General features: G+C 72.2%; 10 protein-coding genes. 3 read left to right on the forward strand and 7 right to left on the reverse strand.

Annotation, left to right across the window (positions count from 1 at the left end; all coding sequences use genetic code 11):
* The first annotated feature begins 156 nt into the window (after positions 1-156).
* Entirely contained in the window at positions 157-1,101 is a 945-nt protein-coding gene (locus tag ACFXPL_RS00475; RefSeq protein ID WP_384910081.1) for a LysR family transcriptional regulator, read from the forward strand.
* 228 nt (positions 1,102-1,329) lie between these two features.
* Positions 1,330-3,153 carry a glycoside hydrolase family 3 protein gene (locus tag ACFXPL_RS00480; RefSeq protein WP_384910084.1) on the forward strand — a complete coding sequence of 608 codons (1,824 nt, stop codon included), beginning with the start codon at positions 1,330-1,332 and terminating at the stop codon, positions 3,151-3,153.
* Positions 3,154-3,256: 103 nt separating this feature from the next.
* Here ACFXPL_RS00480 and ACFXPL_RS00485 read toward each other — a convergent pair whose 3' ends face one another.
* The 7 genes from ACFXPL_RS00485 to ACFXPL_RS00515 all read right to left on the reverse strand — a co-directional run bounded on the left by ACFXPL_RS00485 (position 3,257) and on the right by ACFXPL_RS00515 (position 15,166).
* A complete protein-coding gene (locus ACFXPL_RS00485) occupies positions 3,257-4,717 on the reverse strand; it encodes a S28 family serine protease (protein ID WP_384910086.1) in 1,461 nt (486 codons plus the stop codon).
* 97 nt (positions 4,718-4,814) lie between these two features.
* Positions 4,815-5,180: a hypothetical protein gene (locus ACFXPL_RS00490; protein ID WP_384910627.1), complete on the reverse strand. Its 366-nt coding sequence runs from the start codon at positions 5,178-5,180 to the stop codon at positions 4,815-4,817.
* Between the two features lie 273 nt (positions 5,181-5,453).
* Complete coding sequence (locus tag ACFXPL_RS00495) at positions 5,454-9,392, reverse strand: ABC transporter ATP-binding protein (RefSeq protein ID WP_384910090.1); 3,939 nt, start codon at positions 9,390-9,392, stop codon at positions 5,454-5,456.
* Positions 9,393-9,635: 243 nt separating this feature from the next.
* Complete coding sequence (locus tag ACFXPL_RS00500; RefSeq protein WP_384910093.1) at positions 9,636-10,628, reverse strand: serine hydrolase; 993 nt, start codon at positions 10,626-10,628, stop codon at positions 9,636-9,638.
* Between the two features lie 116 nt (positions 10,629-10,744).
* Positions 10,745-12,427, reverse strand: a complete 1,683-nt coding sequence (locus tag ACFXPL_RS00505) for a thiamine pyrophosphate-binding protein (protein ID WP_384910630.1) — start codon at positions 12,425-12,427, stop codon at positions 10,745-10,747.
* Entirely contained in the window at positions 12,424-13,491 is a 1,068-nt protein-coding gene (gene speB / locus ACFXPL_RS00510; RefSeq protein ID WP_384910096.1) for an agmatinase, read from the reverse strand. The genes ACFXPL_RS00505 and speB overlap by 4 nt, the downstream gene beginning before the upstream one ends.
* Positions 13,492-13,687: 196 nt before the next feature.
* Positions 13,688-15,166, reverse strand: coding sequence for a sodium:solute symporter (locus tag ACFXPL_RS00515; RefSeq protein ID WP_384910099.1), 1,479 nt, complete (start codon positions 15,164-15,166; stop codon positions 13,688-13,690).
* Between the two features lie 174 nt (positions 15,167-15,340).
* Here ACFXPL_RS00515 and ACFXPL_RS00520 point away from each other — a divergent pair, with 174 nt between their 5' ends.
* Positions 15,341-16,846, forward strand: a complete 1,506-nt coding sequence (locus ACFXPL_RS00520) for a PucR family transcriptional regulator ligand-binding domain-containing protein (protein WP_384910102.1) — start codon at positions 15,341-15,343, stop codon at positions 16,844-16,846.
* The last annotated feature ends 35 nt before the right edge of the window (positions 16,847-16,881 follow it).

The following is a 16,881-nucleotide window of genomic DNA, read 5'->3' on the forward strand; positions in this document are numbered from 1 at the left end:
GCTTATGATTCACTGCTGATGACCCATCGATGCCGGCTCATCGATGCCGGCTCGTCCAGGCCGGCTCATCGATGCCGGCTCGTCCAGGCCGGCTCATTGCCGCCGACTCGGCGTTGACGACTCAACGCTGACGATTCCGCTTCCCAGGGGGCGACCATGCTCGATCTGGCCCGGCTGCGCGCGCTGCACGCCGTCTCCGTGCACGGCTCCGTGGCGGCGGCCGCCTCCGCCCTCGGCTACACCCCCTCGGCGGTGTCGCAGCAGATCACCAAGTTGGAGCGGGAGACCCGTACGACCCTGCTGGAGCGGCGCGGGCGCGGCGTCGCGCTCACGGACGAGGCCCGGCATCTCGCCGCCACCGCCGAGGAACTGCTCTCCCTCGTCGAGCGCGCCGAGACCACCCTTGAGGAGCGCAGGGGACAGCCGACCGGGCAGCTCGTCGTCGGCGCGTTCGCGTCCTCGGCGCGCGGGCTGCTCCCCGGCGTACTGGCGGAGCTGGCCGCACTCCACCCCACCCTCGATGTCCGGCTGCGCGAGATCGACCCGCACCTGTCCATCGATCTGGTCGCCCGTGGCGCCCTCGACCTCGCCGTCGCCCACGACTGGGACATCGCCCCGCTGCCCGCCCCCGAGGGCGTGGAGCAGGCGGTCATCGGGGACGACCTGTGCGACGTACTCGTCCACGCCTCGCACCCGCTGGCCGCGCGCCGCTCCGTCCGCAGGGAGGACCTGGCGGGCGAGCGCTGGATCTGCCAGCCGCCGGGCACGGTCTGCCACGACTGGCTGGTCCGCACGTTGCGCGCGGCCGGCTGCGAGCCGGATCTCGCGCACCAGGCCGAGGAGAACCACACCCAGGTCGCGCTGGTGGCCGCGGGCCTCGGCATCGCCATGATCCCCCGGCTCGGGCGCGGGCCGCTGCCGGAGGGGGTACGGGCGGTCGCCCTGGAACCGGTGCCGATACGGCGCCTGTACGCCCTGTGGCGCACCGGCGCCGCCCGACGCCCGGCCGTCACGGCGGCGGTGGACACCCTGCGACGCCACTGGCCGAGGGTCGCCACGGTCGCCACCGAGGCCACCCCCGCCACGACGGCCACCGCCTGATCCCCCGCCGCCTGGCCCCCGTCTGATCCCGGACCACCTGAGCCCCGCCGCCTGGCCCCCGCCTGATCCCGGACCGCCTGAGCCCGGTCCACCTGAGCCGTCGCCGCCGATACACGGCCGACCGCCTTGGGTGGCAGATCTCTTGACCGGCAGTTACTTTCCGGATAACCGTGAACCCCTGGAAGTTTCCTTCACTTCCCTCGCAGCACACGGCCGGAAGGAGCACCCGTGCACGACCGGACCATCTCCAGACGCACCCTCCTCACCGCAACCGCCGTAGCGGCGGCTGCCGTTACCACCACAGCCGCCGCCGTATCCCCCGCTCGCGCCCGCACCCCCGTCGCCGTCCGCGACCGGCTCCGCCGCCTCGTCGCCCGGATGAGCCTGGAGGAGAAGGTCGGCCAGCTCTTCGTCATGCGGGTGTACGGGCACTCCGCCACCGATCCCGACCAGGCCGACGTCGACGCCAATCTCGCCGAGATCGGCGTCCGTACCGCCGCCGAGCTGGTCTCCACGTACCACGTCGGCGGGATCATCTACTTCGCCTGGGCGCACAACACCCGCGATCCGCACCAGATCGCCGGGCTCTCCAACGGCATCCAGCGGGCGGGGCTGGCCGGGCGCATCCCTGTGCCCCTCCTGATCGCCACCGACCAGGAGCACGGCATCGTCGCCCGGGTCGGCAAGCCCGCCACGCTGCTGCCGGGCGCGATGGCGCTCGGCGCCTCCGGTTCGCGCTCCGGCGCCCGCGAGGCCGCCCGGATCGCCGGGGCGGAGCTGGCGGCGATGGGGATCAACCAGAACTACGCGCCCGACGCGGACGTCAACGTCAACCCGGCCAACCCGGTCATCGGCGTACGTTCCTTCGGCGCCGACCCGCAGGCCGTGGCCGGAATGGTCGCCGCCCAGGTGACGGGGTACCAGAGCGCGGGAATCGCCACCGCGGCCAAGCACTTCCCGGGTCACGGGGACACGACGGACGACAGCCACTACTCCCTCCCCACGATCCACCACACGCGCGAGCAGTGGACGGAACTGGACGCTCCGCCGTTCCGCGCGGCGATCGCCGCCGGTGTCACCTCGATCATGACCGCGCACATCGTCGTCCCGGCCCTCGACCCGAGCGAGGACCCGGCGACCCTCTCGCACCCCATCGTCACCGGCGTCCTGCGCGAACAGCTCGGCTACCGGGGCGTGGTGGTCACGGACGCGCTCGGCATGGAGGGCGTCCGGCTGAAGTACGGGGACGCCCGCGTCCCGGTCCTCGCGCTCAAGGCGGGCGTGGACCAGTTGCTCAACCCGCCGGACCTCAAGCTCGCCTGGAACGCGGTCCTGACGGCGGTCAAGGACGGCGAGCTGACCGTCCCGCGCATCGAGGAATCGGTTCTGCGGATCCTCGAACTCAAGGAGCGCCTCGGGCTGTTCCGCGACCCGTACGTCACCGGCCGCGACGTGGACCGTACGGTCGGCACCCGCGTCCATCTCGCCACCGCCGACCGGATCGCCGACTCGACGACCACCCTGCTCACCAACGAACGCGGGCTGCTTCCCCTGAGCCGCCGCCGGGAGCGGAACCTGCTGGTCGTCGGGGCCGATCCGGCCTCGCCCTCCGGGACGACCGGGCCGCCGACCACCGTGCTCGCCAGCGCCCTCAACGAACTGGGGTTCAGCGCCACCGCCCTCTCCACGGGTACGGCGCCGGCCGCCGCCCGGATCGACGAGGCCGTGAAAGCGGCGCGGGGCAAGGACGCGGTCGTCGTCGCGACGTACAACGTCTCGGCCACCAGCGCGCAGCGCACCCTGGTCGGCGCGCTGGCCGAGACCGGGGTGCCGGTCGTGACCGTCGCGATCCGCAATCCGTACGACATCGCGCGGCTCTCCGGCGTGGCGGCGTCCCTCGCCACATACTCCTGGACGGATGTCGAACTGCGGGCCGCGGCACGGGTGATCGCGGGCCGGGTACGGCCCCGGGGGCTGCTGCCCGTTCCCGTACAGCGGGCGGACGATCCGGCGCGGGTGCTGTACCCGGTCGGCCACGGCCTGAGCTACTGAGCCACCGAACTGCTGGACTGCTGGACTGCTGGACTGCCGAGCAGAGAACCACCGGGGTGGGGTGGGGGCCGTCGCTCGACGTCCCCCACCCCACCTTCAGGCGTTACGGGCGCAGCGCGTGCTCCCGCTGCACCTTCTGCCGGTCGAGCTTGCTGTCGAACGGCGCCAGCGGCTTCGCCTTCGCCGCGTCCGCCCGGACCGCGGCAGGGGCGACGCCCGCCCACTCCAGGATCCTGGCGGTGGCCTTCGCCTGCTGGTCGGGCACGAGCCCGGCGACGTTGGCGCCGTGGTTGGCGCCCGGCGCGACGTACACGTAGCTGTCACGCGCGCCCTTGCCGAGGCGGAAGGGCTCGGCGCCCCACGGGTCGTTCTGCCCGTACACGAACAGCATCTGGTGCGCGTGGTGGCGGACCCAGCTGTCGACGGCGGGCATCGCCAGCGGGTTGAACCTCATCGGGATGGAGCGCGGCACGAAATTGCGCGGCGCCTGGTATCCGTACCGGCTCAGCTTGCCCAGGTGCGGCAGCTTGATGGTGGGCGAGCCCAGCTCGGTGCCCGCCTGATAGTAGTACGGCGTGTACGGCTCAAGGCCCTGGTCGGTGTAGAAGGAGAACCCGGAGATCGAGTCGATGACGTCGTAGATCTCCTGGTCGGAGGCGGTGGCCTCCGGGATGTACGCGCAGTCGGACTCCGCGCTGTACTGCCAGAAGGCCCAGACGAAGTCGAGGACCACGGCTTCGTACGCCTTGTCGAGCGAGCCGACCGTCGTGAAGGTCGCGCCCTCGGCCCGCGCCCACTCCTGGTACCGCTTCTCCAGCGGCGCGCGCCGGACGAGCGCCTCGCGCTGCACGGCGTTGAGCCTGTCGCGGCACTCCTTGGTGCCGACGCGCTCGAAGAACCGGTCGTACGCCGAGTCCTCTCTGTTCACCACGTCGTTGGGCGCGACGTACGCGACGACGCCGTCCATGTCGCGCGGGTAGAAGCGCTCGTAGTACGTGGCGGTCATGCCGCCCTTGGAACCGCCCGTGGCGAGCCACTTCTTGGCGTAGACCTTCTTCAGCGCGGTGAAGATCCGGTGCTGGTCACTGGCCGCCTGCCAGATCGTCAGCTTCGACCAGTCGGCCGGTTGCGGCCGGGACGGGGTGAAGAAGCGGTACTCCAGCGAAACCTGGTTGCCGTCGACGATCCGGGTCGGCTCGCTGCGGCTCGGGTTGGTGGAGACGTTGTAGCCGCTGGTGTAGAAGACGGTGGGGCGGCTGGTGTCCTTGTGCAGCAGTGTGAGTCGCTGCTGGAAGGTGCCCTTGGACGGATTCCGGTGATCGACCGGCTGGGTGTAGTTGAGAACGAAGTAGCGGTACCCCTCGTACGGCTTCTCCTGGATCAGGCTCATCCCCGGGATCGCGAGGATACGGTCCTTGATGTCGGCGGTATCGGCGACCTCAGCGGTACCTGTGGTGGCGGTGGCCACGCTCGCGGTGGCCGCACTCGCCGTGGCCGCACCGGCCGTGGTCACGGTGCCTATGACCAGTACGAGCGACAACACCCATCTCAGCGCCTTGCGCATTCACGCTCCCTGTGTTCATGACAGACGCCGTGAACTTAGCCGGATCCGCGCCCGACCCGCCAGACCCGCACCCCGAACTACCGGCTGGCACCCGCGATCAGCAGAGGATCCACCCCGTGGATGCCTTCTTCCCGGAGACCACGCCGGAGGCCCGTACGCAGCGGTTCAGCGCGTGCACCGTGACCGGCCCCGCCTGGCGCGTGAAACTCCCGCTGTCCACCACCGGGTTTCCGCCGCGCGGCTGGAGGCTGACCGACATGGAGCGCTTCTTGCCCGGGTTCTTGGCGACGGTGATCGCGCAGGCGTAACCGCGTGCCTTGTAGACGCGCAGCTCGCCGGTGGCGAACGGCACGGTCTTCTCCGGCCGCCCCGAGCAGACGGACACCGCCTCGGCGCGCGGCGAGCCCGGGGCGCCCACCACGAGGGCACCGGTGGCGGCCAGCGTCACCAGGCAGTGCAGCAGGACCCTGTCCGCCCGCGCGGCACCGCCCGCCGCCTCTCTGCCGACTCTGTCGCCGGCGTCCCTGCGGCCAGCAAATGCGAACACACGCGCCCCCTGGGGTATTCGGGTGTACATATGTACGACGCCCGACGGGGCCCGGACGGTTGCGCACGGCGCGGTACGCAGGCGCGGAGATACAGAGGTAAGGAGCGCTCCGCAGCGCTGCGTATGACGCTCCGCAGCGCTGCGTATGACGCTCCCCGCCGCACTATGTATGACGCTCCGCCGCGCGGCTCATGAGACGACCGCGGGCTCTTCCTCCCCGATGAAGCTCCGCCACAGCCGCGTGTACCGGCCGTCCAGCGCGAGCAGTTCCTCGTGCGTCCCGTCCTCGACCACCCGTCCGTGGTCCATCACGACCACCCGGTCCGCGCGCGCCGCCGTGGTCAGCCGGTGCGCGACGATCAGGGTGGTGCGGCTCGACGGAGCGTCGTCGCCGGGCGTACGGCGTCCCGCGAGCCGGTCGGTCGCCTGGTTGACCAGGGCCTCGCTGGCGAGGTCCAGCGCGGCGGTCGCCTCGTCCAGCAGCAGGACGTCCGGGTCGACCAGTTCGGCGCGGGCCAGCGCGACGAGCTGGCGCTGCCCGGCCGAGAGGTTACGGCCGCGCTCGGCGACCTCGTGCAGGTAGCCGCCGTCCAGCGTGGCGATCATCTCGTGCGCGCCGACCGCGCGCGCCGCGGCCTCCACCTCCGCGTCGGTCGCCTCGGGGCGCCCGTACGCGATGGCGTCCCGGACCGTACCGGCGAAGAGGTACGCCTCCTGCGGGACGACGCCGAGCCTGCGGCGGTAGGCCGTCAGGTCCAGGTCGCGCAGGTCCGTACCGTCCGCGGTGACCCGGCCGCCGGTCGGGTCGTAGAACCGCGCGACCAGCTTGACGAGCGTCGACTTGCCCGCGCCGGTCTCCCCGACGAAGGCGACGGTCTGCCCGGCCGGGATGTGCAGGTTCACGCCCTTGAGCGCGGTCTCCCCCACCTCACCCGCACCGGCGTCCGGAGAGCCGTCCGCCCCACCGTCCGCCCCGCTGTCCGTCCCACCGTCCGAACCGGCGTCCGTCCCACCGTCCGCTCCGCTGTACGCGAAGTCGACGTCCTCGAAGGCGATCTCCCCGCGCAGCGACAGCACGTCGAGGGCCTTCCGCGGCGCCTCCGTCGACGTCCGCTCCCGCAGCAGCTCCTGGATCCGGCCGAGCGAGACGGTCGCCTGCTGGTAGCCGTCGAAGACCTGCGAGAGCTGCTGCACGGGTGCGAAGAACAGGTCGATGTAGAGGAGGTACGCGACCAGCGCGCCCGTCGTCAGCGTCCCGGCCTCCACCCGCCCCGCGCCCACGATCAGCACGGCCGCCGCGGCCACCGACGACAGGAGCTGGACGAAGGGGAAGTAGACGGATATCAGCCACTGGCCGCGCACGCGCGCCGCGCGGTAGTGGTCGCTGCGGGCGGCGAAGCGCTCGCCGCTGTCGCCCTCGCGCCGGAACGCCTGGACGATGCGCAGCCCGGACACGGACTCCTGGAGGTCGGCGTTGACGACGCTGATGCGCTCGCGCGCCAGCTCGTACGCCTGGACGCTCTTGCGGCGGAAGAAGACCGTACCGATGATCAGCACGGGCAGTGTCGCGAAGACGACGAGCGCCAGCTCCACGTCGATCACCAGCAGCACCACGAGGATGCCGGCGAAGGTGACGACGGAGACGAACGCGGTGACCAGCCCGGTCTGGAGGAACGTCGACAGCGCGTCGACGTCGGTGGTCATCCGGGTCATGATGCGGCCGGTCAGCTCGCGCTCGTAGTAGTCGAGTCCGAGCCGCTGGAGCTGCGCGAAGATCTTGAGGCGCAGGGAGTAGAGAATCCTTTCGCCAGTGCGTCCGGTCTTCCGGGTCTCGCCGATCTGCGCCGCCCACTGGACCAGTACGGTCAGCAGGCCGAGCGAGGCGGCCACCCAGACCGCGCCGAGCGCGAGCTGTTCGACGCCCTGGTCGATGCCGTGCCGGATGAGGACCGGCAGCAGCAGCCCCATCCCGGCGTCCACGGCGACCAGCGCCAGGCTGACCAGCAGCGCCGGCCAGAAGCCGCGCAGCAGCCTGCGCAGTCCGTACGACTCCTCGGCGGCGACGGCGCGTGCCTCGTCGATCTCGGGGACGTCGGTGGCCGGGGGCAGCGCCTCGACCTGGGCGAGCAGTTCGGGGGTGGCACCGGCGGCCGTCGTGTCACCGGCGGCGGTGTCGTCCCGTACCCACAGGGCGGAGGTGACCCCGCGCTCCGCGTCGAACTCGGCGTCGATCTCCTGCTGGACCTGGTCGACCTCCGGCTGGAGCGGCTGGGCCGACTGGGCCTGCCGGCGGGTGAGGTCGTCCGCCGGGCAGTCGTCCGTCACCGGACATCCGTCCTGCGTACGCGCCTCCGCCGCGACGGAGCCGCGCGTACCGCCCGGCGAGGTGCCGGCCAGTTCGTCGGGCTCGGTCAGCAGCCGCCGGTAGAGCGCGGAGCGCCGCTGAAGCTCCTCGTGGGTGCCGACGTCGGAGAGCCGCCCGCCGTCCAGGACGGCGATACGGTCGGCAAGGCCGAGGGTGGAGCGGCGGTGGGCGATGAGCAGGGTCGTGCGCCCGGCCATCACCGCGCGCAGCGCCTCGTGGATCTCGTGCTCCACACGGGAGTCGACGGCGGAGGTGGCGTCGTCCAGGACGAGCAGCCGGGGGTCGGTGAGGATCGCGCGGGCGAGGGCGATGCGCTGGCGCTGGCCGCCGGAGAGGGTGAGGCCCTGTTCGCCCACCGCGGTGTCGTAGCCGCGGGGCAGCTCGCTGATGAAGCCGTGGGCCTGGGCGGCGCGCGTGGCCCGGAAGATCTCCTCGTCGGTGGCGTCGGGTTTGCCGTACGCGAGGTTGGCGCGAATGGTGTCGGAGAAGAGGAAGCTGTCCTCCGGTACGAGGCCGATCGCGGAGCGCAGCGAGGCGAGGGTGAGTTCGCGGACGTCGTGGCCGCCGACGAGGACGGCGCCATGGGTCACGTCGTAGAAGCGGGGCAGCAGGAGCGAGAGGGTGGACTTGCCGCTGCCGGAGGCGCCGACGACGGCGACGGTCTCGCCGGGGGCCAGCTCCAGCGAGAAGCCGTCGAGGACGGGGCGGCCGTCCTCGTACGCGAAGGACACGTCGTCGAACTCGACCGACGCCTCGGCGGTCGCGGCCAGCTCCTTCGTCCCGTCCTGGAGGGTGGGCTCGGTGTCGATCAGCTCCAGTACGCGTTCGACGCCGGCCCGTGCCTGCTGGCCGACGGTCAGGACCATGGCGAGCATCCTGACGGGTCCGACGAGCTGGGCCAGATAGGTGGAGAAGGCGACGAAGGTGCCGAGGGTGATCTGGCCCCGGGTGGCCAGCCAGCCGCCGAGCGCGAGCATCGCGACCTGCCCGAGCGCGGGGACCGCCTGGAGGGCGGGGGTGTAGCGGGAGTTGAACCGGATGGTCCGCAGCCGGCCCGCGAACAGTTTCCGTCCGGCCTCGCGGAGCTTCCCCGTCTCCTGGTCCTCCTGGCCGAAGCCCTTGACGACCCGGACACCGGTGACGGCGCCGTCCACGACCCCGGCGACGGCACCGGCCTGTGCCTGCGCGTACCAGGTGGCGGGGTGCAGTTTGGTACGGCTGCGGCGGGCGATGAACCAGAGGGCGGGCGCGACGGCCAGGGCTATCAGGGTGAGCGGCGGCGACAGCCACGCCATGATCACCAGGGACATCAGGAAGAGCAGGACGTTGCCGATCGTCATCGGCAGCATGAAGAGCAGCCCTTGGATCAGCTGGAGGTCGCTGGTGGCGCGGCCGATGACCTGCCCGGTGGAGAGGGTGTCCTGACGGCGTCCGTCGAGCCGGGCGATCGTGGCGTACATCTCCGTACGGAGATCGTGCTGGACGTCGAGCGCGAGCCGTCCGCCGTAGTACCGGCGGACGTAGGTGGCCGCGTAGACGATGAGCGCGGCCCCGACGAGCAGTCCGGTCCAGACGAGGAGCGAGCGGTGTCCCGCCCCGATCACATCGTCGATGACGACCTTGGTGATCAGCGGGACGAGGGCCATCACCGCCATGCCGACGAGTGACGATCCGAGCGCGAGCACCACGTTGCGCCGGTACCGCCACGCGTACCCGGACAGCCGCCGTGCCCAGCCCTGTCCTGCCGACGCCTCCGCCACCATGTGCCTCCGTCATCCCGCTGAACCGATCGCCGATCCGATCGTCACGCTGATCTGATCGTCATGCTGATCGTCCTGATCTGCCGGAAGGCACCAACGCGGGGAACAGCGGATTTCATCCCTCCGCAACAAAGACGGGTCCCGGGACCTAGGACCCGGGACCCGCACATTCGTTCGATCATCAGCGGAACGCCCCGGCGCGTGGCTCCGCGGCGCGGCTCCATGGCGCCGCTCCGGGACGTCGCCTCAGCGCGTGGCGGGGACTGCCTCCCTGGCGGCCTTCTCCGGGGTCGCCGGGACGGCCTCGTACGGTGTCGCGGGTACGGAGTGGACGGCGGCCCCGGCCGTCTTCACCGCCGGGTTCAGGTCCTTGTGGACGGCCTTCGCCACGGCCTGGACGGTGTTGACGCCGTCGTTCATCGTCTTGTTGTCGTGGGTGAGCACGCTGATCGTGTAGTCGTGCCCCTTGCCGGTGAACGCGCCGACGCTGTGCACGCGCCAGCCGTGGGTGGAGCGGGAGAGCCAGCCGCTCTTGAGCTGGACGGTGGCGGTCGCCGGGGCTCCGGCGGGCACACCCCAGCGCTGGGACGTGACGACCTTGCGCATCCGCTCCAGGAGGAAGGCGCGCGCGTTGTCGCTGAGCACGGTGTTCTTCGCGGTGGCGAGGGCCAGCAGCTTCTGCTCGTCCTGAGCCGTGATCTGGGTGAGGCCCCAGTAACCATCGGCGCCGGGAACGGTCTGGGTCATACCCGCGGCCTTGATGAACCCCTTGATCTTCGTCAGGCCGAGCTGCTTCCACAGGGTGGTGGTCGCGGCGTTGTCCGACTTGGTGATCATGGCCGTGGAGAGATCGATCTCGCGCTGCGTCAGGTAGCGGTTCGTCTTCTTCGCGTCCCAGAGCAGGGTGGCGAGGACGGTCACCTTGACCACGCTGGCGGAGTCGAACTTCTGCGTCGCCCGCAGGGTGCAGCTCGTTCTGGTCGTACGGTCCAGGACGGCGACGGCGGTCGTGGACTTCCTGTTCTTGAGCGACGCGGTGATGTCCTTGGTGAGCTGGGCGGCGAGCCCCGCCTTGCCCGAGGTGCAGACGACGGCGGGCGCGGCGGCAGCGGCGGGCGCGGCTCCCGCGACGGCGGCGACCGGGACGAGCACACCCGCGGCGAGCGCCACGGAGAGCGCGCCACGGGCCCGCCGGGAGGGACGCCCCGCTATGTGCGCCGGTATCTGCTGGTGAGTCATGTCGGCTTCCCGCCCCTTGGTGTCGGTGGGTGCGCCCCCGCGACACACCCACCGGTATGACACACCGGCGTCAGGGAACGGTTGTACGGGACAAGGTCACGCTTCCGTACTGAACGTCATCGAGCGTCCAGATGGGTCGGGGCGAACATCCGCAGCAGCGCGGGGAGTACCACGACGGAAGGGCCCGGCTCCGCGAGCGCCTTCGCCAGGTCCTCGCGCAAGGACTCGGGTGCCGTACGGACCGCCGGGACGCCGAAGGACTCCGCCAGGGCCACGAAGTCCGGCCGGGACAGCTCCGTTCCCGCCGGCTCGCCGAAGGCGTCCGTCATGTACTCGCGCAGGATGCCGTAGCCGCCGTCGTCCACGATCAGCCACGTGACCGGCAGGTCGTACTGGCGGGCGGTGGCCAGCTCCGCGATCGAGTACATCGCGCCGCCGTCGCCCGACACCGCCAGCACCGGTCGCGTACGGTCGGCCACCGCCGCGCCGAGCGCGGCGGGGAAGCCGTAGCCGAGACCGCCCGCGCCCTGACCCGAGTGCATCGGGCCCGGCCAGGCGGACCACGCCCAGTAGGCCAGGATCGTCATGTCCCAGAAGCTGGGGGACGCGGCGGGCAGGGCCTCGCGGACCGCGGCCAGCACCCGCCGCTCCAGCGTGAGGTCCTGGGCCGCGATCCGCTCCCGTACCCGCTCCAGGACGGCGGCCACGGCCGCGGCGGCGGCCGGGTCCTCACGGGCGCCGACCGACTCCAGCAGCGCGGCCAGCGCGTTCCTGGCGTCGGCGTGGATGCCGAGCGCCGGGTGGTTGGACTCCAGCTTGCCGAGGTCCGCCTCGATCTGGATCACCCGGCCGCGCGGGCGGAACGTGTGGTAGTTCGAGGACAGCTCGCCCAGCCCCGAGCCGACCACCAGCACCACGTCCGCGTCCTCCAGGAAGTCCGTGGTGTGCCGGTCCTCCATCCAGGACTGGAGGGACAGCGGGTGCTCCCAGGGGAACGCGCCCTTGCCCCCGGCCGTCGTGACGACCGGCGCGTCCAGCTTCTCGGCGAGCGCCCGCAGCTTGCCGGACGCGTCCCCCCGGACCACCCCGCCACCGGCGATGATCACCGGCCGTACCGCGTGCGACAGCGCGTGCGCGGCGACGGCGGTCAGCTCGGGGCGCGGGTGCAGCTCACGCGGGGTGGCGTCCATCGCCGTGACGAGGGGCAGCGAGACCTCCGCGAGCAGCACGTCCTGCGGGATCTCCACCCAGACCGGGCCGTGCGGTGCGGTGAGCGCGGACTCCCAGGCTGCGGCGATCGCGGACGGGATCTGCGAGGGCGTACGGACGGGGTGCACGGACTTCACGATGTCGCGGAAGGACGCCTGCTGGTCGCGCAGCTCGTGCAGATACCCGTGGCGCCCGCCGCCCAGACCCGCCGCCGGGATCTGGCTGGAGATCGCCAGCACGGGCGCCGAGGCCGCCGCCGCCTCCTGGAGCGCGGGGAGCGCGGTCAGCGCGCCGGGGCCGGTGGAGAGCAGCAGCGGGGCGACCTCGCCGGTGACCCGGCCGTACGCGTCGGCGGCGAACCCCGCGTTGTTCTCCACGCGCAGCCCGATGTACCGGAGCGAGGAGCGGCGCAGCGCGTCGAACATGCCGAGGGCGTGCTGCCCCGGCAGGCCGAAGACGGTCGTGGCGCCGAGGCCGTACAGCGTCTCGACGACGAGATCGCCGCCGCGCCGGCCGGACGGCGGGGCGAGGGCCGCGGCGGTCTGTTCGGGGGTGAGACGTGCGGGTTCGTGGTCGTGGTCGTGCATCAGCGCGCCTCCGCCGCGGAGCCTTCGGCGGCCTCGGCGGCCCGAGCAACCTCGGCGGCCTCGGCGACCGCCGAGCCCTGTGCCGCCCCGGAAGCCCGGGCGATCTGGCGGGACATGACCGTCGTCAGTTCGTACGCCGTGTGGGAGGCGGCGACGGCGGTGATCTCCGCGTGGTCGTACGCGGGCGCGACCTCCACCACGTCCGCGGAGACGAGCCGGCAGGAGGCCAGCCCCCGGATGATCTCCAGGAGCTCCCGCGAGGTCAGCCCGCCCGCCTCGGGGGTGCCGGTGCCCGGGGCGTGCGCCGGGTCCAGGACGTCGATGTCGACGGAGATGTACAGCGGCCGGTCCCCGATGCGCTGCCGGAGCTGGTCGGCGATCTCGTCCACGCCCCGGCGCATCACATCGGCGGACGTGACGATCCCGAACCCCATCCTGGCGTCCTCGTCCAGGTCCCGCTTCCCGTACAGGGGGCCGCGCGTACCGACGTGGGACAGCGCCTCCGTGTCGAGAATGCCCTCCTCGACGGCCCGGCGGAACGGGGTGCCGTGCGTGTACTCCGCACCGAAGTAGGTGTCCCAGGTGTCGAGATGGGCGTCGAAGTGGAGCAGCGCGACCGGTCCGTGCCGCTTCGCGACCGAGCGGAGCAGCGGGAGCGCGATCGTGTGGTCACCGCCGAGGGTCATCAGCCGCGCACCGGTCCCGAGCAGATCGTCGGCCGCCGCCTCGATCGTGTCGACCGCCTCGTTGATGTCGAACGGGTTGGCCGCGATGTCCCCGGCGTCCGCGACCTGCGCGAGCGCGAACGGCGAGGCGTCCTGCGCCGGGTTGTACGGACGCAGCAGCCGCGACGCCTCCCGTATCGCGTTGCCGCCGAAGCGGGCGCCGGGCCGGTAGGAGACCCCGGTGTCGAAGGGGACGCCGACGACGGCGACATCGGCCGTACCGACCTCGTCCAGCCGGGGCAGCCGGGCGAACGTGGCCGGTCCCGCGTACCTCGGGACACGGGACGAGTCGACGGGCCCGCGCGGGCCGTTCCGGTGTCCGTGGTGTCCGTTGCTGCTCATCGTCGGGCCTCTCCGAAAATCGTCGTACCGCTGTATCGGTGTATCGCTGTATTGGTGTGTCACCGCGTCGCTTGCGTCGCCGCGTCGCGTCGTGCGGCCCCGCACCGCGTGACCCGCTGACGCACCGACGCACCGACGCACCGACGCACCGACGCACTATGACCGTTCTGCGGCACTCTGCCGCAAGTGCTCCGTCTCAAGAATGGACCAGCCCACTGACAGTGGACTCCCCGGCCTCCTCCGGCGTCTCCCCGGCGAGCCGGGCGCGCCAGGCCGCGAGAACCGCCTCGTCCGTCGGTGGCGTCGCCAGGCTGACGATCACGTACGAGGCGAGCGAGGCCAGCAGGCCGTAGTAGATGGGCTGGTTGGCGAGGATCCCGTACGCCGCCATCAGCCCCACGACCGTGCCCCCGCCGACGACCACGGCGGTCAGCGCGCCGTACACCGTGCCGCGCCGCCACAGCAGCCCGCCCAGGATCGGTACGAGCAGTCCGCCGACGAGCAGGTTGTACGCGACGGTCAGGGCCTCGACCACGTTGTTCAGCGCGATGGCGACGCCGATCACACCGACGCCCATGACCAGGATGAACAGCCGGTTGCCCCGCACCTCGTCCACCTCGCCGCGCTCGTCCCCGCCCCGCCCGACGGCTCCGCGCAGCCGCGCCCAGATGTCGTTGTTGGCCACGGTCGCGCAGGCGATCAGCGCGCCGGAGGAGGTCGACATCACGGCGGCCAGGGCGGCGGCCAGCACCAGCCCGCGCACGCCCACGGGCAGTTCGTCCTTGACGATGGTCGCGAACGCGTCGTCCGCGCTGCCCAGGTTCGGGTAGAGCACCTTGGCGGCCGTGCCGATGACCGCGCCGGCCAGCGCGTACAGCAGACAGTACGTACCGGCGACGGTGCCGCCCCAGCGCGCGACCTTGTCGCCGCGCGCGGTGAACACCCGCTGCCAGATGTCCTGTCCGATCAGCATGCCGAAGGTGTAGATCAGGACGTACGTGAAGATCGTCTCGCCGCCGATGCCGAACGGCGAGAAGTACTCGGAGGGCAGCCGCTCCTTCATCTCTGCGAAGCCACCGGCCTTGACGACCGCTATGGGCAGCAGGAGCAGCAGCACCCCGATGGTCTTCACGACGAACTGCACCATGTCCGTCAGCGTGATGGACCACATGCCGCCGAGCGTCGAGTACGCGACCACGACGGCCCCGCCCAGGATGATCGCGACGGTGCGGTTCAGGTCGAAGAGGACGTCGAAGATCGTGGCGTACGCGATGGTCGAGGTGACGGCGAGCATCAGGGTGTACGCCCACATCACGATGCCCGAGATGAGCCCGGCCCGGCCGCCGTACCGCAGGTCGAGCATCTCGGAGACGGTGTAGACCTTCAGCCGGGCGATCCGCGCGGAGAAGAAGACGGAGAGGGCGAGCAGCCCGAGGCCGATGGCGAAGACCATCCAGGCACCGGAGAGGCCGTGGCGGTAGCCGAGGCCGACCCCGCCGATGGTCGAGGCGCCGCCCAGGACGATGGCGGCCATGGTGCCGGAGTACATCCAGGGGCCGAGCCTGCGGCCCGCCACCAGGAACTCGCTCTTGGACTTGGCGCGGCGCATGCCCCACCAGCCCATGGCGAGCATGCCGGCCAGATAGACGACGATCACCGCGTAGTCGACAGCCATGGGCTTCCTCCGTCTCGTCTCACACCTGAGGGGGCTCGTGTCCGTACGCGTACGCGGAGAAGTGGGCGTACGCGGCGGTGGCCGAGCGTGTGGGTCATGACGGTAGGTGGCCGGAAAGCGGCGCTGAAGTGTACGTTTCATCCATTCTTTCCGCCGAAGATGGATGGACCATCCATGCCGGACACCACCGCCACCCCCTCCACCGCCTCGTCCTCCCCGCCCACTCCCCCGGTCCCGCTCGCCGATCTGCTGGCGGACCGGACGCTGGGTCTGCGCCGGATCGCGGGCCCGCCGGACGACGGTTCCCAGGTGGTGCACTGGGCGCACACCTCCGAAATGGCGGACCCGTACCCGTATCTGCTCGGCGGCGAGCTGCTGCTGACCGCGGGCGTCCAGCTCACCGACGCGTACGCGGACGCCTACGTGGCGCGCGTGGTCGAGGCGGGCGCGGCGGCGCTCGGCTTCGGGGTGACACCGGTGTACGACACGGTGCCGCCCGCCCTGATCGACGCCTGCGACCGGCACGGCCTGCCACTGCTGGAGGTGCCGCCCCCTACCCGGTTCACGGCGGTGGCACGCGCGGTGTGGCGGCTGATGGCGGAGGCACGCCACCGCGAGCTGCGCCGGGTGACCCGGGCCCAGCAGGGTCTGGCCGCAGCGGCGGCCAGACAGGACCCGGTGCCCGCGGTGCTGCACCAGCTCGCCGTGGGGCTCGGGGGCCGCGCGGTCCTGTTCGCCCCGGACGGCGCGGAGCTGCACTCGACGGGCCGCACCCCGACCCCCGGCGCCCGTACGGCGCTCGCCCGCCTGGCCAGGGTGGTCAACCCGGCCTCCACCCCGTCCCCCTCGTCGGCCACGGACACGACCCAGGGCGCGCATCTCGCCGCGTACGCGCTCGGCGGCGGCCAGGGCCTGGTGCTCGGTGTGGCGGCCGAACGGCGCGAACCCGGCGACCACACCGTCGCGGGCGTCGCCGTCGTCCTGCTCTCCCTGTTGACCGCGCCCCATCAGGGCGCGGCGGAGGCGGGCCGCTCGGCCGCGCTGGTACGGCTGCTGCTCGGCGCCACCCCCGCCGAGGTGGCGCCGCTGCTCGGCCCCGGGCCCTGGCGGGTGGTCCAGGGACGCGGCGGCGCCACCCCCTTCGCGGCGGGCGCGCTGGCCGCGGCCCTCGGCAGCGCGCTGGCCGACACGGACGGCACGACGGTCCGCGTCCTCACCGACCGCGAGGTCACGGCCCGGCCCGGCTGGACCCTCGGCGTCAGCGACCCGGTCCCCCCGCAGGAACTGGCCGCCGCCGACACCCGCGCGCTGCGCGCACTGGGCCGCGCGGAAGCCACCGGTACCCCCCTCGTACGCCACGACCCGGCCGGCCCGGCGGCCGGCCTCGCCGCCCTGATCCCCCCGGAGGAGGCCGCGTCCCACGCCCGCACCCTCCTGGCCCCGCTCCTGGCGGCCCCGGGCGCCCCTGCCCTGACGGAGACGCTGCGCGCCTGGCTCTCGCTGCACGGAAGCTGGGACCGTACGGCGGTGGCGCTGACCGTGCACCGCAACACGGTCCGCCACCGCATCACCCGCTGCGCGGCCCTGCTGGACCGGGACCTGGACGACCCCGACGTACGGATGGAGCTGTGGTTCGCGCTGCGGGAGCCGCCCGCGGCCGACGGCGCCCCGTCCCGGTAGTGCCGGGTCCCCCGTCACGAGCCTTCCGGGCGGAC

Origin of the sequence: Streptomyces sp. NPDC059092 (genome assembly GCF_042756365.1) — a bacterium.
Classification (GTDB): domain Bacteria; phylum Actinomycetota; class Actinomycetes; order Streptomycetales; family Streptomycetaceae; genus Streptomyces.